The organism is Alkalimonas delamerensis (assembly GCF_030717955.1).
In the GTDB taxonomy this organism is placed as follows: Bacteria; Pseudomonadota; Gammaproteobacteria; order Enterobacterales; family Alteromonadaceae; genus Alkalimonas; species Alkalimonas delamerensis.
The window spans coordinates 606,937-626,732 of the sequence record NZ_JAUZVY010000002.1 but is presented as its reverse complement, the minus strand read 5'-3'; the positions used below and the strand labels follow the sequence as shown (position 1 = coordinate 626,732).

General features: G+C 52.4%; 25 protein-coding genes and 1 tRNA gene. 12 read left to right on the top strand and 14 right to left on the bottom strand.

Annotated elements, in window-relative coordinates; genetic code table 11:
* The first annotated feature begins 6 nt into the window (after positions 1–6).
* Positions 7–1,017: a nucleoid-associated protein YejK gene (yejK, locus tag Q3O59_RS07330; RefSeq protein ID WP_228589361.1), complete on the top strand. Its 1,011-nt coding sequence runs from the start codon at positions 7–9 to the stop codon at positions 1,015–1,017.
* Here the strand turns inward: yejK and Q3O59_RS07325 are convergent.
* Genes Q3O59_RS07325 through Q3O59_RS07305 form a run of 5 tightly spaced genes read right to left on the bottom strand, consistent with a single transcriptional unit; the run spans position 990 to position 3,910 of the window.
* Positions 990–1,253 (bottom strand): hypothetical protein, encoded by a 264-nt coding sequence (locus Q3O59_RS07325; protein ID WP_305944946.1) that lies wholly within the window; start codon positions 1,251–1,253, stop codon positions 990–992. The genes yejK and Q3O59_RS07325 overlap by 28 nt on opposite strands.
* Positions 1,250–1,942, bottom strand: coding sequence for a M15 family metallopeptidase (locus Q3O59_RS07320; RefSeq protein WP_305944945.1), 693 nt, complete (start codon positions 1,940–1,942; stop codon positions 1,250–1,252). Before Q3O59_RS07320 ends, Q3O59_RS07325 begins: the two co-directional genes overlap by 4 nt.
* Positions 1,939–3,075: a succinyl-diaminopimelate desuccinylase gene (gene dapE, locus Q3O59_RS07315; RefSeq protein ID WP_305944944.1), complete on the bottom strand. Its 1,137-nt coding sequence runs from the start codon at positions 3,073–3,075 to the stop codon at positions 1,939–1,941. The genes Q3O59_RS07320 and dapE overlap by 4 nt, the downstream gene beginning before the upstream one ends.
* Positions 3,072–3,425 (bottom strand): ArsC family reductase, encoded by a 354-nt coding sequence (locus Q3O59_RS07310; protein WP_305944943.1) that lies wholly within the window; start codon positions 3,423–3,425, stop codon positions 3,072–3,074. The genes dapE and Q3O59_RS07310 overlap by 4 nt, the downstream gene beginning before the upstream one ends.
* Complete coding sequence (locus Q3O59_RS07305) at positions 3,422–3,910, bottom strand: PTS glucose transporter subunit IIA (protein ID WP_305944942.1); 489 nt, start codon at positions 3,908–3,910, stop codon at positions 3,422–3,424. Before Q3O59_RS07305 ends, Q3O59_RS07310 begins: the two co-directional genes overlap by 4 nt.
* Before the next feature lie 573 nt (positions 3,911–4,483).
* Here Q3O59_RS07305 and yfbV point away from each other — a divergent pair.
* Positions 4,484–4,936, top strand: coding sequence for a terminus macrodomain insulation protein YfbV (gene yfbV, locus Q3O59_RS07300; protein ID WP_228589356.1), 453 nt, complete (start codon positions 4,484–4,486; stop codon positions 4,934–4,936).
* On the opposite strand, the gene xthA is transcribed toward yfbV, so the two are convergent.
* Complete coding sequence (gene xthA / locus Q3O59_RS07295) at positions 4,933–5,754, bottom strand: exodeoxyribonuclease III (RefSeq protein WP_305944941.1); 822 nt, start codon at positions 5,752–5,754, stop codon at positions 4,933–4,935. The genes yfbV and xthA overlap by 4 nt on opposite strands.
* A 124-nt stretch (positions 5,755–5,878) precedes the next feature.
* Here xthA and Q3O59_RS07290 point away from each other — a divergent pair, with 124 nt between their 5' ends.
* Positions 5,879–6,595 carry a M48 family metallopeptidase gene (locus Q3O59_RS07290; protein ID WP_305944940.1) on the top strand — a complete coding sequence of 239 codons (717 nt, stop codon included), beginning with the start codon at positions 5,879–5,881 and terminating at the stop codon, positions 6,593–6,595.
* Between the two features lie 73 nt (positions 6,596–6,668).
* On the top strand, positions 6,669–7,418 hold the full coding sequence (gene deoC, locus Q3O59_RS07285) for a deoxyribose-phosphate aldolase (protein WP_305944939.1): 750 nt from the start codon (positions 6,669–6,671) through the stop codon (positions 7,416–7,418).
* 5 nt (positions 7,419–7,423) lie between these two features.
* On the opposite strand, the gene Q3O59_RS07280 is transcribed toward deoC, so the two are convergent.
* Together Q3O59_RS07280 and Q3O59_RS07275 are read right to left on the bottom strand one after the other, a co-directional pair.
* Positions 7,424–9,052 carry a tetratricopeptide repeat-containing response regulator gene (locus Q3O59_RS07280; RefSeq protein WP_305944938.1) on the bottom strand — a complete coding sequence of 543 codons (1,629 nt, stop codon included), beginning with the start codon at positions 9,050–9,052 and terminating at the stop codon, positions 7,424–7,426.
* A gap of 90 nt (positions 9,053–9,142) precedes the next feature.
* Positions 9,143–9,227: transfer RNA gene (locus Q3O59_RS07275), tRNA-Tyr, on the bottom strand.
* Positions 9,228–9,369: 142 nt separating this feature from the next.
* Here Q3O59_RS07275 and Q3O59_RS07270 point away from each other — a divergent pair.
* On the top strand, positions 9,370–9,801 hold the full coding sequence (locus Q3O59_RS07270; protein WP_305944937.1) for a VC2046/SO_2500 family protein: 432 nt from the start codon (positions 9,370–9,372) through the stop codon (positions 9,799–9,801).
* Here the strand turns inward: Q3O59_RS07270 and Q3O59_RS07265 are convergent.
* The 3 genes from Q3O59_RS07265 to Q3O59_RS07255 form a co-directional block, all read right to left on the bottom strand.
* The gene (locus Q3O59_RS07265; RefSeq protein WP_305944936.1) at positions 9,789–10,313 is read right to left on the bottom strand and encodes a YchJ family protein; all 525 of its coding nucleotides are present in this window, start codon (positions 10,311–10,313) and stop codon (positions 9,789–9,791) included. The two genes, Q3O59_RS07270 and Q3O59_RS07265, sit on opposite strands and share 13 nt — an antisense overlap.
* Before the next feature lie 42 nt (positions 10,314–10,355).
* Complete coding sequence (locus tag Q3O59_RS07260) at positions 10,356–10,766, bottom strand: hypothetical protein (protein WP_305944935.1); 411 nt, start codon at positions 10,764–10,766, stop codon at positions 10,356–10,358.
* Between the two features lie 76 nt (positions 10,767–10,842).
* A complete protein-coding gene (locus Q3O59_RS07255) occupies positions 10,843–11,337 on the bottom strand; it encodes an SEL1-like repeat protein (protein ID WP_305944934.1) in 495 nt (164 codons plus the stop codon).
* A 159-nt stretch (positions 11,338–11,496) separates the two neighbouring features.
* On the opposite strand from Q3O59_RS07255, the gene Q3O59_RS07250 reads away from it, so the two are divergent.
* Entirely contained in the window at positions 11,497–12,201 is a 705-nt protein-coding gene (locus tag Q3O59_RS07250) for a DUF3581 family protein (RefSeq protein ID WP_228589347.1), read from the top strand.
* Between the two features lie 17 nt (positions 12,202–12,218).
* Here the strand turns inward: Q3O59_RS07250 and wecA are convergent, their stop codons facing one another.
* Complete coding sequence (gene wecA, locus Q3O59_RS07245; RefSeq protein ID WP_369812363.1) at positions 12,219–13,271, bottom strand: UDP-N-acetylglucosamine--undecaprenyl-phosphate N-acetylglucosaminephosphotransferase; 1,053 nt, start codon at positions 13,269–13,271, stop codon at positions 12,219–12,221.
* Positions 13,272–13,422: 151 nt separating this feature from the next.
* Here wecA and Q3O59_RS07240 point away from each other — a divergent pair, with 151 nt between their 5' ends.
* The 5 genes from Q3O59_RS07240 to Q3O59_RS07220 are packed head-to-tail and all read left to right on the top strand — an operon-like array spanning position 13,423 to position 18,118.
* Entirely contained in the window at positions 13,423–14,472 is a 1,050-nt protein-coding gene (locus Q3O59_RS07240) for a glycosyltransferase family 4 protein (RefSeq protein ID WP_305944932.1), read from the top strand.
* 8 nt (positions 14,473–14,480) lie between these two features.
* Positions 14,481–15,206 carry a WecB/TagA/CpsF family glycosyltransferase gene (locus Q3O59_RS07235; protein WP_305944931.1) on the top strand — a complete coding sequence of 242 codons (726 nt, stop codon included), beginning with the start codon at positions 14,481–14,483 and terminating at the stop codon, positions 15,204–15,206.
* Positions 15,203–16,093, top strand: a complete 891-nt coding sequence (locus Q3O59_RS07230; RefSeq protein WP_305944930.1) for a glycosyltransferase — start codon at positions 15,203–15,205, stop codon at positions 16,091–16,093. The genes Q3O59_RS07235 and Q3O59_RS07230 overlap by 4 nt, the downstream gene beginning before the upstream one ends.
* Before the next feature lies 1 nt (position 16,094).
* Positions 16,095–17,405 (top strand): O-antigen ligase family protein, encoded by a 1,311-nt coding sequence (locus Q3O59_RS07225; protein ID WP_305944929.1) that lies wholly within the window; start codon positions 16,095–16,097, stop codon positions 17,403–17,405.
* Complete coding sequence (locus Q3O59_RS07220) at positions 17,402–18,118, top strand: YdcF family protein (RefSeq protein ID WP_305944928.1); 717 nt, start codon at positions 17,402–17,404, stop codon at positions 18,116–18,118. Before Q3O59_RS07225 ends, Q3O59_RS07220 begins: the two co-directional genes overlap by 4 nt.
* An 18-nt stretch (positions 18,119–18,136) precedes the next feature.
* Here Q3O59_RS07220 and fur read toward each other — a convergent pair whose 3' ends face one another.
* Positions 18,137–18,574, bottom strand: coding sequence for a ferric iron uptake transcriptional regulator (gene fur, locus Q3O59_RS07215; RefSeq protein WP_305944927.1), 438 nt, complete (start codon positions 18,572–18,574; stop codon positions 18,137–18,139).
* 171 nt (positions 18,575–18,745) lie between these two features.
* Here fur and Q3O59_RS07210 point away from each other — a divergent pair, with 171 nt between their 5' ends.
* Entirely contained in the window at positions 18,746–19,213 is a 468-nt protein-coding gene (locus tag Q3O59_RS07210) for a DUF4442 domain-containing protein (protein ID WP_305944926.1), read from the top strand.
* Positions 19,214–19,264: 51 nt separating this feature from the next.
* Here the strand turns inward: Q3O59_RS07210 and fldA are convergent, their stop codons facing one another.
* Positions 19,265–19,795 (bottom strand): flavodoxin FldA, encoded by a 531-nt coding sequence (gene fldA, locus Q3O59_RS07205; protein ID WP_228591167.1) that lies wholly within the window; start codon positions 19,793–19,795, stop codon positions 19,265–19,267.
* Position 19,796 lies beyond the last annotated feature (1 nt).

Below are 19,796 nucleotides of genomic sequence, written 5' to 3'. Positions count from 1 at the left end.
AAATTTATGTCGGTCGATGTGTTCCAATTAACCATTCATTATCTCGAGCTGGATGAGCAGCAAGCACCCCAGATCCGCGAGCGTCAGGCGCTGATCCCAACCAGTGCCGAGGTGTGTCATTTGTTGGAACAATTGCACTTGTCGTACAACGCCAAACCGGCCAAAGGCTATGCGCGTTTTAGCACTGAAAAGCCACAGGTTTTTCATGACAGCATGACCTTATGGCTCGAACAACCGGACGATTTTCTGCTGCTGGCTAAAAGTGCAACGGCAGAATTGGTGCAGCAGCTTAGTCAGCATCAGCTGGCCGAGTCCGGTTATTTGTTGCTCAGCCATTACCGCTATCTGGCGACAGACTATCTGCTGCTGTGCTTGCTCGGCAGCAAAGAGCACTTTAGTGTCACCGCCGAGCTGGACCTGGCCGCAGCGAAGCATCTGGACATTGCCCGTATGCAGTTGGCAGCGCGCATTGACTTGACCGAATACCAGTTAAATCCGCAGCACCCGCATGCGATTTCTTTTATCCGTGGTCGGGCCGGGCGCAAAGTGGCCGACTTTTTTCTGGATTTTCTCGGGTGCGAGGAAGGCAGCGATGCCAAAGAAAACAGCAAACAGGTTCTCAGCTCCGTCGAAGAGTACCTCAGCGCGGCAAATTTTGACGCTGAGGAAAAGCATCAGGCAAGGCAGCAGGTTTATGAGTACTGCGAAGCGCAGAGCAAGCAAGGTCAGGACGTGGTGCTAAAAGAGTTATCAGAAAGCATGGATCCAAGCGATCAGCATGGTTTCCTGCACTACTGCGCCGAACAGCAGTTGGCAGTGGCTGAGCAGTTCCCGGTGGATGTGAAGAGTCTGAAAAACCTGGTGAAGTTCAGTGGGGCGGGGGCTGGTGTCAGCGTTAGCTTTGAGCAAAAGCACCTGGGGGAGCGGGTTGTGTACGATCCACAGCAAGATACGCTGACCATCCGGGGCGTGCCGCCTAACTTAAAAGATCAGTTGCAACGCTTTTTATCCTCATGAGCTGAGTTGGGTGCTTCGTCGGTTGCTGTTGCTTCGTCAGCGTCAGCTGCTTTGGTTTCAGCTTGGCCGGCAGCAGGAGGGCTGGGCTCTGTCTTGTCTGGTTTATCCTTTGTCTCCGCCTTATCTGGATTGGGTCGCATGGGACCGGACAGTTTGTCCAGATGAAGCAACAGCATCAAATTGCCAATGATGACGCCAAAAGCAAGTGCCAGTGCCGTGATCAACATCCAGTTCATGCACTGGCCTCGCAAATATTTTGCACATAATCAGACCAGATCCTGGGGAGCTGTGCCAGCACCAACTCCTGCCCCAGAATGGGTTCTTGCTCCAGCGCATGGCGCAGCATTTGCGGTGTAAAAGCTGACAGACATGGCTCAGACAACGGCTTAAAACTTATGTGCCACGGCTCGGCAGCTACCCCGCCGCGATAACTTTGGTAAGGCAGAAAAAAGCCGGCTTTAGCTGCGTGCTGCTGCAACCAGCTGCCTAGCCGGGCAAAGACACCCCCAGCTTGGTACTCGTCCGCCGTTAGTTTGAGCTGGTAGCCTGGCGGCAGTGCGGTTTTATCCATCACATCCAGCTCGGTGCCCCAATGATGCCGACTGGCACCAGGCAGGGCACTGAAGCGCAAAATAGCTTCGAGCTTTGGCCAGCCTGAAAGCTGCTCCATGGCCACAGGCCGCTGCTGCGCATCCAATACTGGCCTCGTTCCCTGATATTTTTGTTGCCAAATCAGTGCCTGACGTTGATAGCTGCGGTATCCGGAGACCATAGCCAGCTCAATACCATCCTGTGCCGCCAGTTGGCACAGTTGCTGCCACGCCTTTGCGGCGGCCGGGTGGAGACGATTGCCATCGCTCAGCTCGATCAGATGACTTGGATCCTGACCGGTAAGCTGACTTGCGCTGAGCGGTGACTGAATCATGTCAGGTTTTGCTCCAAAATCAGCTCGTACATCTCGGCCAGTCGATCCAGATCTGCCGCCAACACGCATTCGTTAACTTTATGAATGGTGGCATTGCAGGGACCCAGCTCAATGACCTCCGCACCGGTTGGGGCAATAAAACGTCCATCTGAGGTGCCACCACTGGTTTCCAGTCGCGGTGCAAAGCCTTGCACCTGTCGTACTGCCTTGACCGCAGACTCAACCAGTTGACCCGAGGAGGTGAGAAAAGGCAGGCCATTCAACACCCAGTCCAGCTGATAATTCAGCGCATGCTTATCCAAAATGGCGTAGACCCGCTGTTGCAGCTGCTCAGCAGTGACTTCCGTACTGAAACGGAAGTTAAACAGCACCTGCAGCTCGCCTGGGATCACATTGGTGGTGCCACTGCCGGCATGAATGTTGGAAATCTGGAAACTGGTGGCGGGGAAAAACTCATTGCCCTTGTCCCATTCTTGCGCTGTCAGCTCTGCCAATGCGGCCGCCGCCCGGTGAACCGGGTTTTCAGCCAGTTGGGGGTAAGCGACATGCCCCTGAACCCCTTTTACCAGCAGGGTGCCGCTGAGAGAGCCGCGGCGACCATTTTTGATCACATCCCCCAGCTGACGGCCGCTGGAAGGCTCCCCAACCAGGCACCAACGAATTTTTTCCTTTCGGGCTTCGAGCGTCTCGACCACACGTTTGGTGCCGTTGATAAAAGGACCTTCTTCATCACTGGTGATCAAAAAGGCGATATCCCCGGTAAGCTGGGGTTTGCGGGCTAAAAATCGTTCGGTAGCGACGATCATGGCTGCCAGGCTGCCTTTCATATCGGCAGCACCGCGGCCATAGAGGGTGCCATCAATCAGCGTCGGCTCAAAAGGCGGGGTGTGCCAATGCTGCTCAGGGCCTGGTGGCACCACATCGGTGTGCCCCGCGAAGCAAAACAGCGGCTTGCCTTGCCCCTTGCGTGCCCAGAGGTTGAGCGTGTCTTCGAAAAACATGGACTCAATGTTAAAGCCAAGCGGCGCCAGCCGCTCTGCCATTAGCTGTTGGCAGCCCGCATCTTCCGGGGTAATGGATGGTCGGGCCATCAGCTCCATCGCCAGTTTAACGACTGCACTGGATTCATTCATACCAGTTGCTCCTTCAATTCCTGATAGCTTTGTTCTGAGAATCCAACCCGATAGCCCAAAGCACAATGCAGCAAGGGACGTTTGATCAGGGTTGGGTGCGCCTGCAACAAGACGAGCACTTTGTTGGCATCGAGTTCGGTTTTATCCTCAGCAGAGAGTTGACGGTATGTGGTGCTGCGGGTATTCAGTAAACTGGTATAGCCGAGCTCATCCAGTGCGTTTTGCAGCTGCTCACGGCTTAATGGGTGTTCACGGTAGTCGATAAACTGATAGGGCAGTTGTTGTTGCTCCAGCCAGCGCCGGGCTTTTTTGATGGTGTCGCAATTGGCGATACCGTACAGCGTGATCATGGGTGTTTTCCTGTGACGTTGATAAAAAAACAAGGTTCTGCTGAGAGAACCGCTTTGGTGTTAGGCAGCGGTTCCGGCTGAATGGCTGGGTGCGGAAAAAATACCACGCTCAGCATGGCTTTGGCTTTTAACCAGGCGGGGTCTAAATCAAGCACTGCTTGACCCGCTTTCAGAGGGCCCTGGTGCCACTGCCAGTCCAATCCCTGACCATGGCGATCCAGCCAGTGCAAAGGCATGTCCATCCGGCACTGCATGCCACTGGTATGTTGCATTCGAATGCATGGATGAGGAAGAAAGTGCAGGCTGGCATGGCCGCTACAGGGGCTAACCAACTGCTGCTTTTCCGGTAGCAAGCAAAAGCCAAAACCTGCCAGAGAGCGCATGACGCCAGAAGCGCTAGCCTGCAATGGATGCATTAACCCGTCACTAGGTGCTAACACAGACAAACGGTAATTGGCTTTGTGCTGGTGAGCTTCTGTTGGCATTGGTATCCAACTCGATTCTGTCTTGCTACTAGCATAACCAAAATTTTCAATGGATGCATCTGTTACCCATCTGAAAGTGGGGGGGTGATACAGAGAAAATGTCATTTTTAGTGATTTAGCATGAATTCTTTATGAAGCTTGCATTTTTTGCTGTACAAAATGCTGACAATCCGGCTGAAGCTGAGGGTTTTCAGGTGTTCACCTTGTCCACAGATTCTGTGGGTAACTCTGTGGGTATCTGTGTTTAATTGCTTCATTCGTATGTTTTTTATGGAATAATTTCCTTGGCATGTTTTTTGTTTGTTTGTTTATAAAGGTAAAGCTGTTCATGAATGCTATAAATGCACCTTCTATCACGATTCTCAGATCAATGCCGAGTGTTCTATTCATTAATTTAGCATTACAACGGTGTTTTCGTCGTTTTTATTGGTTTCTACAAGATAAAACCAATCGGCTTGTTGGGTTAAAAACTCACAGCTCCCATCCTAACTCTGGCTGTGCTAAAGTTAAAAGATGCTGGAAATCTGCAACGGCTCGTCGCAAGCTGGCATTTGTGTTAAACGGAGGGTATCTATGCAATCGTCTTTGCGCAGTGTGATTCAGGCTGGTATTGCTTACAGCAAGGTTTGGCCACAACAATCGGATCTGAATAGTATCTTCCCGGAAAACCGTATTATTGCTTTGACCCAGTGGGCACAGAAAATCGCTCCGCCTTTTGTGGTGCTCAACGCTGTATTGTTGGTCAGTTGGCATGGCGGCACACAGCTCCCTTTGGTCATTGCCATGAGTTTGCTGCTGTTGTCGATGCCGCTGCATGGCTGGTACTGGCTTGGCGTTCGGTCGCAAAAAAAACTGCCTCCACCAACCCGCCATTGGTATCAGCAAATCCAGCAACAAATGCAGCAACACGGGGTAGCCACTGCCCTACCGCAAAAACAAGCCCTCTGTTACCATGATTTGGGCCGGTTATTGCAGCAGGCGTACCGTCAGTTGGACAGAACCTTTATTCGCGAAAGTCTGTATTAAGCTTTGGTTCCAAGCGCGAAGCTTGACCAAACGGGTGCATGATCCGATGGTTTTTCAATACCGCGTAACTCGTAGTCGATATCCGACTCTGTCAGGTGTTCGGTTAAAGCTGCTGTTGCCAGTACCACATCGATCCGCAGGCCGCGATTGTCCAGAAACCCCTTAGAGCGATAGTCGAACCAGCTGTATTGATCTGCCCGCTCTGGATGCAGCTGACGGTAGGTATCCGTCAAGCCCCAATCTTGCAAACGTTTCAGCCAGGCGCGCTCTTCCGGCAAGAAAGAGGTTTTGCCTTCCCGCAGCCAGCGTTTGGCATTGGCTTCGCCAATGCCAATATCCAGGTCGGTGGGTGAGATATTGATGTCACCAATCACCGCTAAAAGCTCATCAGGCTGATGATGACTCAACAAATAGTGTTGCAAGTCATCGTAAAATTTTTCTTTGGCTGGAAACTTAACAGGGTGAGCCCGATTTTCACCTTGTGGGAAATAGCCATTAAGCAGGGTGAGCTCCCGACCATCCAGCGTCGCAAATCGACCAATTAACATGCGACGTTGCGCCTCAGGGGTATCGGTTGGAAAGCCGTATTGCATGTGCAAAGCAGGGGTTTTACTTAAAATGGCCACGCCATAATGGCCTTTTTGGCCAAAATAGTAAGCATGGTAGCCCATGGCCTCTACGGCGCTGAGTGGAAACTCATCATCATGCACTTTGATTTCCTGCAAGCCAATCAAATCGGGCTGGTGCTTGTTGATCAAAGCTTCCAGCTGATGGAGTCTTGCCCGGAGCCCATTGATATTAAAAGAAACAATTTTCATGCTAAGTTCGCTTATGCTGGGAAGTAAGAGTCATTTTTCCGATCTTACCATTGTGCGGCGTCGGGGTAAAAAGCAAGCTTGAGCTGTTGGCGAAAAATCCCTATGCTAGCGCTTTGATGATGCAATGAACGGATTGATCTTGGCCAGTCCCCTTAGTGAACTTCGCTATAAGTTAGTACGGCACCCAAGGCGCAAGCGACTGGCAATCCAGGTTCGGCAAGGAACCGTGATTGTACGTGCGACCCTGCACTGTCCTCAGCAGCAGATAGAAGCCTTTGTCTGCAGTCAGCAGGACTGGATCCAGCTCCAGGTTAGACAGCAGCGTCATGCCATGCAGCAACTTGAAATGCAAAAGCCGCAACATGGGGTGATGTTGCTGGATCGGGAAATTTCGCTGCAGCGCTTGCAAGCGAAGGTTTCTGGCTACCATTTCGATGGCAATTGTCTGACGCTGTATACCGGGAGCCGGGTCAAGCCGGAGCGTCAGGCCGATTGTTACCAGCACCAGCTGAATTTATGGTATCAGCAGCAGGCTGAGCTTTGGATGACAGAGCGGTTAGGGTACTGGCAACAACAGATGGGCGTCCGCCCCCAGAGCTTTTATTTAAAGAGCTGGCGCCGGCGCTGGGGATGTTGTCATAGCGATGGTCGGCTGGGGTTGAATTGGCATTTAATCAAGGCACCAGCCTGGGTCATTGACTATGTGCTGGTGCATGAGCTGGCGCATCTGACATGGATGAGCCATTGCCCCGCTTTCTGGCAACGGGTTCATCAATTTTATCCGCAGCCAGCAACAGCCAAGGCCTGGTTGCAGCAGCATCAATGGCGTTTGCTGAGTTAGATGACAGCCAGGTGGCTACCCTGAACGAATGTTTGGAAAGTATCTGAATAACAAGGATAATCGAAGGTTCACCATGATAAAAAACGAACAGCTTCTGCAACTGATGTCACTTTTGGATGTGACCAGGTTGCAGGATGAAGACAGTCCAGAGCAAGTGCAACGCTGGCTTGAACAGCTGGGGCAGTCCGGTTATATGCCAGCTGCAATTTGCTTGTATACCGATTACTTGCCCTTGGTGCGCCAACTGGCTGCACCTTTGCCAACAGCGATTGCAGTGGCGACGGTAGTCAATTTCCCTGGCGGTCAGCAGAGCGCTGAGCAGGTGGGCCAGCAAATAGAGCAAGCGCTTGCTGCTGGTGCGAATGAAATCGATTGTGTCTTGCCCTATCAGGAGTTGATGGCAGGCCGGATTGCCGGTGTCAAAAGCTTTTTGCAGGATGTGCGACATGCCACTGGCTCTGCCGTGCTGAAAGTTATTGTTGAAAGTGGTGAGCTGGTTACCAGCCAACAGGTCGCCAAGGCGACCGAGCTGGTCATTGACAGCGGTGCCGATTTCGTTAAATCATCCACTGGCAAAGTGGCGGTGGGTTTGACCGATGAAGCGGCTGAAATCATGCTGACCGTGATTGCGGGCGCTGGGCGCCCCGTTGGGTTTAAAGCATCCGGCGGTATTCGAACCCTGGAGCAAGGCCTTGGTTTGATGCAAAAGTACCAACAAATTATCGGCCAGGCCGCCACCCCAAAACGGATGCGGATTGGGGCCAGTGCTTTGTTCCAAGAGCTTGTGCGTACACTCGATTCGGTGAAGACCATTTCCAGCTAGTTTTGTTAGCGTCGTCGCTCCGTACGAAGCTTTTCAAAGCGGCTTTGCAGCTCTTGATAGCGTATCCGGTGATGCTCTGGTAGCGGCATATGGTCCACCACCCGGAAGGTTTTTCGGCACCGCTCAAAAGCATCACCGACCTTGCTTTGTGGCTGTGACAGCAGCTGCAACAACGACTGAATGTAGTTTAAGGCGGCACCGGTGTTCATCGGTGCCAGTTCCAGCGCTTGTTCAAACTGCTGTGCAGCTTGTTGGTACTGGCCACTCTTGTACAGTTTGATCCCTTCTTTGTTGTATTCGGCAAAATGGCGGCGACGCTCGGTGGTATTTTCGGTTTGGCGCTGCAGCATGGCTCCAAGCAAAGGATTGCTCTTGGCACTTTCCGGTAGTTTTTGCTGCAAGCTCTCAGCTTCTTCGTACTCGCCAATTTGGTTCAGCAACATCACCGCATCGGCCAGACTGTGTTCTTGCTCTGTCAGCAAATCCGCTACCGAAGCATAGGTGCGTTTGGCTTGAAATTGCTGGCCGCTTAACGACTCAAGCCTGGCTTGACACAAGACTTCAAACAAATCGAAATCAATGTCTCGGATCATACTTTCATCCAGTCTGGCTCGTTGCAGGGCGATTAATGTTTCTTGCTGGTAACGGTTTTTTTGTTGTGGATCCTCGGAGTCCATTGCTGCTTCAATCACGGTCCGAATGTAGTTTTGCAGATGCATAACATCCTGCTTCAGTGAGCGGCGGGTAATCTCGTACAGCTGCTTACTGGCGATCACTTGCTGTGGGGTATCCTTGAGTGCCCGGGCAATGTCCAACACCAGATATTGGCGCTGAATCGAATGGGGGGCTACTTCAACGGCTTGTTGGATGGCTTTTAATGCTGCTTCTGGTGAACTTTGCGCCATGTAGCAGCGCGCTTTCAAATCCAAGGCTTCAGCAAAATAGCGGTTGTTTTCCAGCGCTTCATCGCAAAGTGCCAGACAGCCCTGATAATCCTGTTTGGAAAAGCAAATGCGTGCTTGCAACACCAAGGCCCAGCCACTGCGGTGCTGTTGCAGGTTTTGACTCAGAACTTGTTCTGCTGCATCAAATTGTTGCTGATTCAGCAGTGTTTCAGCCAGGACACGCTTGCAAAACTGTTGGTAGCGTCCGGTTTCACTGATTTCTTTTTGGCAGCGCTCAATCACTTGGTCATGCTGATCGTCATGCATTGCCTGGTACAGGGCTTTGAGCTGCTGTTTTTTTTGCTGGATTTTTGCGATGCGATTGCGCAGCACGCGTTGCGAAAAAGGTTTGATTAAATAGTCGTCAGGCTCCAGCTCGACGGCGCTCATCACCATAGGAACGGTGTTTTCACTGGTGACAATCATAAAGATGCTGCTGGGTTTGAGCAGTTTTTTTTCCCGTAAATCTTCCAGCAATTGCTTGCCGGTTTTGCCGGTACCCAAATGGTAGTCGACAAAAAGCACATCGTAATCGGCATTGAAGCACTTGGCCAGCGCTTGCTCTCCGGTTGGTGCGAAAGCCACATTGGTCGCTCCCATGGAGTACAGGATGCCTTTGAACATCAATTGAAAGGAGCGCTGGTCATCAACGATTAGCACTCGTAAATTTTCAAGAGCTTTTGATTCCATGCTAGGTTTCTTAAAACCGTTTTAAGCTAAGTGTCAGTAAAATAGTGGAAAATAGCAAGGAGAAAACAGAATGAACAGGCAAGAATGAAGTGGTGGAGGGGGAAGGATTCGAACCTTCGAAGGCTGAGCCGGCAGATTTACAGTCTGATCCCTTTGACCACTCGGGAACCCCTCCACACAAGGCCTGCATCATACCAAAAAAATAATTGATGTAAAGACAAAGCCTTCATTAATTCCGCTGTTTGCCGATAAAGCAAACAAAGGCAGAAAATAGTAGGAACTCGATGTTAGTTCACGAGTGGCAATTAGGTTCAAAAATGAACGAGTCGCTGCAACAGCAGCGACCGGCAGATTTTCGCCTGTGGCGGGCTTTCTTATCTCAGGCGGTCGAAGAGCAGGCCGCTTTTGTTCTTGAAGTGACATCACCTGAAATACCTCAGCCATCATGGCATCAGCGGTTTGGGATAAAAGCTGCCAGACCTTATCAGTGGCAAGAAGGTGATGAGCAATGTCTGGCATGGTGCGGTCAAGCTCTTCAGAGTGGCTGGGCGCAGAGCCGTTTGCAACAGCAGCTGGCGCCAGCACCATGGGTCCTTTGCGATGATGCGAAAAAGTTGGCGCCACGGGTTGCCGATAACCTGGACTTGCACAGCAGACGCCGCTGGCAGCAACAATCAGGCGAGCCGGTTGAGGCTGACGCGACTGTGCTCTATGAGGTATTGCAACAGCTTCGGACTCAGGCAGCCTGACCGGATGGGCAATGCTCTGTGCAAGCTTTGAATTTGCGACCGCTGCCGCACGGGCAGGGATCGTTGCGGCCAGGTTTGATGCTGGGCAGATCAACAACCTCGCCACCAGCGTAGCGCCAGCCTTGTTGCCAGACAAAGCGAGACAGTTCACGAAAGCTATGCAGTTTCTGTTGGTGTAAATACCAGACCTGAAAATAGACAAAGCCCTGTTGTTGCTCTGGGGCTTCGCTAGCGTCTACGACAGGCTCAGGCAAGGGCAGGAGTGATAAACCGGTAAAGTGCACCTGAGAAACAAAGCTGTGCAAATGCTCGGGGCTTTGTTCGATGGCGAGATCCTTGGTACAGCTTTGCTGCAGGTAAGCAAGGGCTGCACAGCAGAAAGCGCTGTAGCGCGAACGCATCAGCTGTTCACAGCTCTTCGGGTGTTGCTGGCCTTTGATGAAAGGTTGGCAGCAGTCAGAAAAAGCCTTGCCGGAGCCACAATAACACAGCAGTTCATTGGTATCGGGCATTGCAAAGCTCCTGGATTCATGAGGGACAGTGAATTGCCCGCTTTAGTGGCAATGACTGGCCGGATTGGCAAAGCAGTATACCTGACAGCCACAGCACTGTGCCAGCTCTGCCAACTCCGTCGATTGTTGCAAATCCCTTAATTCCGCAAAGTTAATAATGCAACTGCAGGTACCGGCCAGAATGGCTTTTTTTAACGTCTGGGCCAGATCCTGAATTTGTTTGCGGTGGATCACCAGGACCCGGCTTTGCTGTTGATACTGCAGTTCAGCCAAGGCTTTTAACGAACTGGTCTCAGGCGCCAGAATCAAAGTCCAGCCACTGGATGTCTGGTGTTGCTGCAACAAACGGTTGAGTTGATGTTGCTGAGCGTTGGCTGCCAAAGGCGAAAAATAATGCAGGCCGGCCTGGGTGGTGGTGGCAAGGCTGGTGGTGTTGTGTGTGGCAGTCGTCATGCAAGCTCCTAACTGTTATTTTATACAGTGTATGCATATACAGTAGTTGGGTTGCGGTGATAAATCAAGCATTTTTTCAAAGGTGTTGTTGTTTCCAGTCTTCGATGGCTTCGAAACGATCGGCCGCCAGTTCGGTTGCTTTTTTGATCAGATCCGCCGACATGCTCTGCTGCAATGACTTCAGTAACTGCATGGCAGCCGGCTCGCGTTCTTTCGCAGCCAACAGCAACCAACAATAGCCATGCCGTAACGAGGTTGGCACGCCTTGCCCCTTCACAAATAACAGCCCCAAATAATATTGCGCTTTGGCATGTCCGAGCATGGCAGCACGCCGAAAACTTTTTGCTGCCAGGGCATACTCTTTTTCGGCATAGGCTTTCAGGGCTTCGGTAAAGATTGGGCTACTTAGTGACTGACCGGCATCGGCTTGCAGCAAAGCGGGCAATAAAATGCCGCTTTCTTTCAGTAGCGCATTCAGCAATTGTTGATGCTCTAACAATTTATCTTCAAGCTCTGCCAGCGTTAGTTTTTTCATGGCCGCCAGGTGTTGGCGACTGGTTTTCAACGTCATGCTTGTCTCTCTTTGTGTCAACCGCACAGTGCTGTCTGCACGAGCCCTTCATTGCTTAAAGCATAAATCTTGCCAGCCTTAAAAAATAACACTGGCTGGACCAACAACAGCTAAAATTAGGGTAAAATGAACCCTTTGCAGTAAATCATCGGAAGCAGCATGTTTTTAGCACCTTATATCCAACAACAGGACCGCGAGTTTTGCTTTAGTCGCCACCAGGGCAGCACCTTTGCCAAGAAAGTTGCCGGTGACTTTAATCCATTGCACGATGAAGATGCCAAGCGCTTTTGCGTGCCTGGTGATTTAATGTTCTCATGGTTACTCAGCCAGTATGGCATCAGTGAACGGCTTTGTTGTACCTTTTCAGGTATGGTAGCGGCCGATGTCTGGTTGCACTTCGAGCAGCACGACAACGAAATCCGGATTTGTGACCGCGAAGGCAAGGTGTATTTGTCTTTAACGCAAGAAGGTGCGGTCAGCAAGGACATGGCACTGATTGAGGCCATCGCCACCGATTATGTGCAATTTTCAGGGAAAAACTTTCCACACATCCTGCACCCACTGATGCAGGCTCAGCAGGTGATGATTCACCCGCAGCGCCCGATGGTAATTTACGAGAGCATGACGCTGGAATTGACAGAGTTGCCTGAGTGTTTGCCGCAACTGGACCTGGCTGATGCCTGTCTTGAGGTTGCCGGTCGCCGAGGTAGTGCCTTGCTGGACTTTAGTCTGGCGTGTCAGGGGAAAACCATAGGCCAGGGACGTAAGCGAATGATCCTGAGTAATTTATCGCCATACGATGGGCCCAGTATGGAAGCAATGATTGCCGAATACAACCGTCGTAAGGATGCTTTTGCTGCTTAGAGCTTGGTCATTAGGCTCTAACCCAATCGGCGCTTGCGAACAGCCGACAGGATGCGCCAAACATTGGACAATACCATAAAGTAAGCTGCCGCCAACAGCAAAAAGAGCACCAGCATCAGGCTTTCAGGCAGCAGCAGGTACTCGGCCAGGGCGCCGAGGCTGGCGGCAGTCCCTGCCAGACCCAGAATAAATAGCAGCGCTTGCCGCGGCGCCAGGCCCAGCCGCAGAGAAATATGATGCAGATGCTCGCGGTCGGCTTTAAAAGGCGACTGGCCTTTGCGTAAGCGGCGGATCATGATCACCGCCATGTCCAGCAATGGGATGGCAATGATCCACAAAGCTGTCACAGGGCGAAAGCTGCTCTCAGCGCTTTGGCTGCCTTGCAGCAATAACCAAATCACCATCAGACCAATCAGCATGCTGCCGGCATCGCCAAGGAAGACCTTTGGCAAGCCGAAGCATCGTAAATTGGCTGCCAGGTAGGGCAGCAGCGCTGCGATCATCAACAAAGGTAACAAGGCATCATCTGGCTGTCCCCACATCAACATAAAGAAGCTAAGTGCCAGCATGGTGAGCACACTCAGGCTGCCGGCCAATCCATCGATGCCATCGGTCATATTAAAGGCGTTGATGGCGGCTATCACGGCCAGAACCGTCAGCGGTGGGCCAAACCAACCAAGCTCAATGTTTCCCAGCCCAAATAAGTTGCCTAATTGGGCCAGGTGCAAGTCCAGCAGCCACATCATGGCGATGGCCACCAGAGTCTGAACCAGCAAGCGAATGCCAACGGATAGATCCAAGGCATCATCCAGCGCGCCAAGCAGCACAATAATGAAGGCACAGCCGATGAAGGCCCAATGCATGGTGGAGCTGGGATCGGCTACCAATAAGCCTATGCTGACACCGCTGAAAACCGACAAGCCACCAATCAAGGGAACCTGACCACGATGTTGTTTACGCCCTTTGGGAATATCCAGCAGTCCCAGCCGCGGAGCCAGTGGCAGCAGCAACTGCACACAGAGGACTGTGATGACAAAAGCGGTGATCAAAGGCCAGAACAGCGAATACATACCCATCCTTTTTTGTTAAGCTAACTCGGTTCTATCTGCTCTTCAGTTGGTAGACGACAAAGCATCAGCGACCAGGCCAATTCAGCTTACAGTCATTGAGCTTGCGCTACGCTGAACAACCTGATTATTTTTTGGAGTCACCATCAGCTTGATGCAAATCTTATGGATTAGCAATATGGGGCCGAAGCCATCTGCGCCGGTGCAGGGACAGTTTGTCGAGCAACAGCGACAGGCTTTGCCGATCCCTACCGCCTACCACTGGATGCGTTGGCACAGCGATAGTCGGATAAACCGGCTGTTAAAGTACCCAGTGTGGTCGCTTGATTTTATCTGGCGCTATATTTTTTGCCGTCAGCGTTTTGATATTCTTCATGTGCACTTTTATTACCCAAGCATTTGGTTGGCGTTGCTGTATAAATGGCTGCGTCACCGCTCTGTCCGAATTGTAGTGACCTGCCATGGCAGCGATATTTATCAGTATCAACCTGCAGGCCACCTCTACCGGTGGTGCGCACGCTCGGTGTCTCAGTGGATCTTTACCAGTCCTGCGTTGCAGCAGGCGTTCTTTTGCCAACCTCAAAAGGCAGCGGTACTCTCGGCCGGTATTGCCAGCCAGTACCAACACAGTCAGCCGCTGAGCCTTGCGGGCAAAGACATCGATTTGCTCTTTGTTGGAACCTTAAACCACAACAAAGGGCTCGACCGGCTGGAGCGCGTGCTGCCTCAGTTGGCGGATAAGTCCATTTGCATTATTGGTCAGGGGCCGGAAGCGGCCAAGCTTGCCGACTGGCAGCAACGGTATCCGGCTCTGCGCTGGTTGCCCAGTCAAACGCCGGCACAACTGCAGCAATGGTATCAACGAAGCAAAGTATTGGTGAGCTTGTCCCGTCAGGAGTCCTTTGGTCTGGTGATGACGGAGGCGCTTGCTTGTTACACACCGGTGATCGCGACCGATACCGATGGTGCCCGTGCTCAGCTGCAGCCTCAGTTTGGCTGGGTTCTCAGCCAGCAGCAATCGGAAGATGCACTGACATCCGAGCTGCTGGCAGCACTGGAGCACTGCTGGCAGTTGCCAGCTGATGAGTATCAATGCATGCAACAAGCCGGCCGAGCCTATGCACAAAGCCAGCTATTGCCGGTTGTGGTCAGTCAACTGATGGCAATTTATCAACAGCTGTATCAACAGCGATCTACTGAGTAAGGAAGGCTATGAACTCACCCATTGCTTCTGTTTGCATCGGCCCGGTTGAGGTCGGAGCCTGGCAGCATCAGCAGCAGCTGTTGGAACACATTATCGATCACGAAGGCCAGGTACTGGCGGGCTCCGCCATAGCCATCAACCCCGAAAAGGTGATGGCCGCACGCGCTGAGCCAGAGGTTGCCCGGATGCTGGGCAACGCCAGCATTCGCTATGCCGATGGCATCGGGGTGGTGATGTTGATGCGCCGTCGTTTGCAACAGCCACTGCAACGGATCCCAGGCTGTGAGCTATGGCAGCAACTGATGCTGCGTTGTGCCCGCTTTGATGTGCCGGTTTATCTGGTTGGAGCAAAGGCGAATGTGCTGGCACAAACACGCGATAAATTGCAGCAACAACAAGTGCCGGTGGTAGGGGCAACCGATGGTTACTTTGAGGATGAACAGCAATTATTGGCCGACATCCGGCAAAGTGGAGCCAAAGTCATTCCGGTGGCGATGGGTTCGCCCCGGCAGGAGCGGCTGATTGAGCGGCTTCGACCTGAGTTGCCCGGTTGTTTTTTTATGGGGGTAGGGGGCAGTTTTGATGTTTTTACCGGTCAGGTCAAGCGCGCGCCTGACTTGTGGTGTCGCTTGCACCTGGAGTGGGCTTATCGCTTGTGCAAACAGCCCAGTCGTCTTGGCCGGCAGGGACGACTGTTCAACTACCTGTGGCTGGTTCTAAGGGGAAAACTATGACATCGCACCCCTTGATCACCGTGTATATGCCGACCCACAACCGCAAGCAGATGGCGGCAACTGCGGTGGACTCGGTACTGGCACAGGATTACCCGAATTTTGAGTTGATCGTGGTGGACGATGGCTCGACCGATGACAGCTGGGAATTTTTGCAGCAACGTTACGCTGCCGAGCCCAAAGTGCGTTTGTTGCGCCATCCCCAAAGTCAGGGAGCCTGCGCTGCCCGCAATACCGCCATAGCTGCCGCCAATGGGGACTTTGTGACCGGGCTGGATGATGACGACGTGTTTTACCCGGATCGTTTATCCAGCCTGATGGCGGCTTATCAAACCGGTGATGCCATGGTCTGTTCCGGCTATCTTTGGCATTATGGCACCGCCAGCAAAGCTTGTTTTGCCAGCGACGCGATCATTGAACTGGAGCAGCTGCTGGACCTGCATACCTTGTCCAATCAGGCGCTGGTGCCGACGGCTTCAATGCGAGCGCTGGGAGGCTTTGATACCCAGCTGGCCGCCTTCCAGGATTACGATATGTGGGTGCGGTTGGTGGCGCGTTTTGGCCCGGCAAGGCGTATTGGTCATATCAGTTATCAGGTCAATGCAGGGCATGAAGCAGGGCGGATCAGTGGCTCACCGAAACGGCTGCAGGCGCACGACGATTTTGTTGCCAAGCACCGGGCTTTAATGACGGCACGCAACCTACACAATCAGGCGTTTTATCGTCACAGCATGCAGCTATTGCCAATGTCACTCTGGCAGTTGCTGCGAAGCTGGCGTTTTGGACTGCAAGGCCTGAAACTGCGCTACTATCTGAAGCAGAAATTTGCCTGGCTTAGTCGCTTGCGATTAAAGTGGCTGCAAAAAGGCTGGCGAGGGTTGTTTGACTAGTATGACGCTATTGCCGCAGGCATCTCCCCGGCTTTGGTCCGGGCTCTTTATGCTGGCTGCCTGCACCTTGCTGCTGGATATGCTGCAAGGTGCCGCTCTAAGCTTAGGGCTGAGCGTGCCGCCGGTTGCTCAGGCATTAAAAGCTGCGTTGCTGCTGGCCATGTTAGCCCTGTTACGCGTAACCGATTTTAAGGTGGTGCTGGTACTGCTGGCTTTGGCACTTTGTATGATGACAGGGCCCTTGCTAACCCACTGGATGCTTGAGCCTGGCTTGTCTTTGATGGCCGAAGTCAGCTTGATAGCCAAGTTGCTGGCGCCCTTAGTGGCGCTGCTTGCATTTTACCGCTTTAGCCAGAGTGCGCCAGAGCAGGCTGAACGGGTGCTGCAGGCATTGATGCTGCTGTTTGCCACTGTGCTTGTGCTAAATTTACTGCTGGGCTTTGCCGGTTTTGGTTACGCGGCCTACAGTCCGATGGAAGACATTGAGCTGGCCGCGCTTGGCAGCAGCGGTTTTTTTGTATCGGCCAATGAGTTGTCGGCCTTATTGTTGGTTTTGACCGCTTATCTGTTGCACCGGAGCTGGCCTGACAATCGGTTTGGCTTTCTGCTGGTGGTGCTGCTGGCTTTGTTTTGTGCGGCGCAACTGCTTACCAAAACTGCGCTGTTGGGGGTTGTGCTTTTGACGGTGCTTATTCCCTGGTTGCATCTGACGGCATCGATGCGACGGCGCTCGGCACTGGTGCTGGTATTGTTTGCTCTGGTGCTACTGCTTAGCAGTCCCTTCTGGCTGGAGCCGCTCTTGGTCGCACTTGGTCTGCACCAAAAGTTACTCTGGGTATGGCAGGAGCGGGGGCTGCTCGGTTTGTTGCTGTCGTCACGGGAGCTGTATCTGCAGCAGAATCTGCAATTGCTGACAGAGCAGTATGCACCTTGGCATTGGCTGTTGGGTGTCGGTCAGGCTGGCATTGCGCTCTACCAAAAGAAGTACTTTGTTGAATCCGACCTGGTTGATTTGGCTATTTTCTTTGGCCTGCCGGCGCTGGTATTTGCAGTTGGCTGGTTTGGCTGGTTGCTGCGGCTGTGCTGGCATCAACGTCATCTTGCAACAGGGCGGGTTTTACTGTTGCTGAACGGTCTCTTGCTGCTGCTGGCAGTTTTGGTCGGCCATGTGCTAACCTCAGGCATACTCTGGTTGCCCTGGGGTGCCTGGTGTGGCTGGTTGCTGGCCCAGGCATCTGGCTCCAACCCGGCTTACAGCTTCGATACGTCTTTGCAGGCCACCCTAAAGACGGGCCAGAGGACAGACTTATGACCGACTTTATTCAGCTGCTGCTGTACCCACACAATCTGTTTTTGTATGCCTTGCTGCTGGCGGCCATCTGCTACCGCAAGAAGGGGCTTTGGTTGCTGTGGCTGTTGTTTTATCTGCTTGGCAACAGCTTTGTCGCCAATCAGGCACGCGATTGGCAACTGCAGCTGCTGCAAAATGGTCAGCCAAAGCCTGATAGCACTCTGGTGGTGTTGGGCTGTGGCGGTAGCCCTGAACAGCTTCCGGCTTGCGCCCGTAACCGCTTGGACCACCTGTTGCAGCTAACTGCGGCTGAGCCGATGCCAGTGGTGATCACTACCCGTCACTGCGGTCCTTACCTTGATTATTTGCAGCAGCAGGGCTTTGCCGGCGCCATGGATTGCTTTGATGGCGGCGCCAACACCTATCAGGAGTTTTACCAGCTATCGGCACGCTTTCATCAGCAGCAGCCACTTTTGCTGATTAGCAGTGATCATCACGGTTGGCGGGTGCAGCGACTGATTGCTTTGCATCAACTGAGTGCGGAGTTTTCAGCCGCAAGCACCAGCAGCTATCGCCCATTGCCTTGTCGCTGGCAATGCTGGCTGACGGTGAATTTAAGCAACTATGACTTCTTTGCCAAATTAAGCGGCGAGTGGTTTAGTTATGCCAGTTATCGGGTAAGTCGAGGCTGGTACAGCTGGCAGCAAGACACTGAAAAGGCCCCGGAGCAATGAGGCCTTTTATTCGGGGGCTTAGTTGTCGTTGTTGTGCGGGCAATTATTTTTTTGTTCGCACTCGCCATAGAGGTACAAACTGTGATTGGTCAGTTTAAGGCCATTCTTACTGGCAATCTCCAGCTGTTTACGCTCAATGGTGTCGTCTTCAAACTCAATCACCCGGCCACAGTTTAAACAGACCAAATGATCGTGATGGCTGTTGCCGGTAAGCTCAAACACCGACTTGCCGCCTTCAAAGTGATGGCGGGTTAAGATGCCCGCATCATCAAACTGGTTCAGCACCCGGTACACCGTGGCCAGGCCAATGTCTTCACCTGACTCCAGCAGCAGCTTATAAACATCTTCGGCACTGATATGCTGATTGTTGGGATCTTGCAGGATCTCTAAGATTTTCACCCGGGGCAGGGTAACTTTCAGGCCTGCTTTGCGAAGTTCGGCGTTGTGATCAGACATAGCATGCTTCAGTAGTTTAGGATTGATTTCGATTATAAAGCTTGTGTTGCGTTTATCAAATGCTAATTCGTTTGTTCGCTCAGCCAGTGTGCAATCCAACTTGGTTTCTGCTTGCGCTGTTAAGCTCCCCAGGTACAATAACAGCAAAAGGTCGTACCAGTTGAGGTGAAGATGCAGTGGGCGATGAAGCCGGGCTTGATGAAGCGGCTGTTGAATTTATGGCCGCCATTCTTTTTCAGCGGTATCAAGGTCGAGTGCATCCGCGATGACTTTTGTTATGTGCGGGTCAAGCTGAAGTGGCGTCCCTGGACACGCAACATCAACCAAAGTCAGTTTGGTGGCTCCATGTTTTCGATGACCGATCCTATTTACCCACTGATGATTATGGGTGCACTGGGGGCTGACTACTACGTCTGGGATAAGAAAGCGGATATTGATTTTATTGCGCCGGGGCGAGGGCCTTTAACGGCAGAGTTTTGGCTGTCGGATTCGGTGCTGGCTGCGATTAAAGCGGCAACCGAAGAGGGCGACAAGCATTTCCCGGAGTTTTTGGTTCACATCAAAGACAAGCAAGGCAACATCGTGTGCGAAGTGAACCGCACAGTGTATGTGCGAAAAAAGCGGGGTGCGCGCAGTTAGCCTTTAGAGAGAAGAGCCAAGGGCATGGCTGGCATGCCCTTGGTCGGATGATTAGAGGCCTTCCAGCTCTTTAAGGCACATCTCTTCGTACACCTGCTTGCACCAGGCTTTTACCCGCTGCTCGGTCAGTTCTGGCTGGCGGTCTTCATCAATGCCCAAACCAATGAAGTGGTTGTCATCGGCCAGCGCCTTGGAAGCAACGAAGTCGTAGCCTTCGGTTGGCCAGTGGCCGACGAGAATGGCGCCTTTGGGCTCAATGATATCGCGCAGGGTACCCATGGCGTCCAAAAAATACTCGGCATAGTCTTCCTGATCGCCACAGCCAAAAATAGCGACCAGTTTGTCGTTGAAATCGATGGCTTCCAGCTCCGGGAAGAAATCATCCCAATCGCACTGGGCTTCGCCATAGTACCAGGTTGGGATCCCCAGCAGCAGTAAGTCGAAGTTGGCGATGTCTTCTTTGCTGCTTTTGGCAATATCCCGTACCTCGACCAGATGTTTGCCCAGTTCTTTCTGAATCATTTTGGCGATGTGCTCGGTGTTGCCGGTATCACTGCCGAAAAAAATACCTACAGTTGCCATA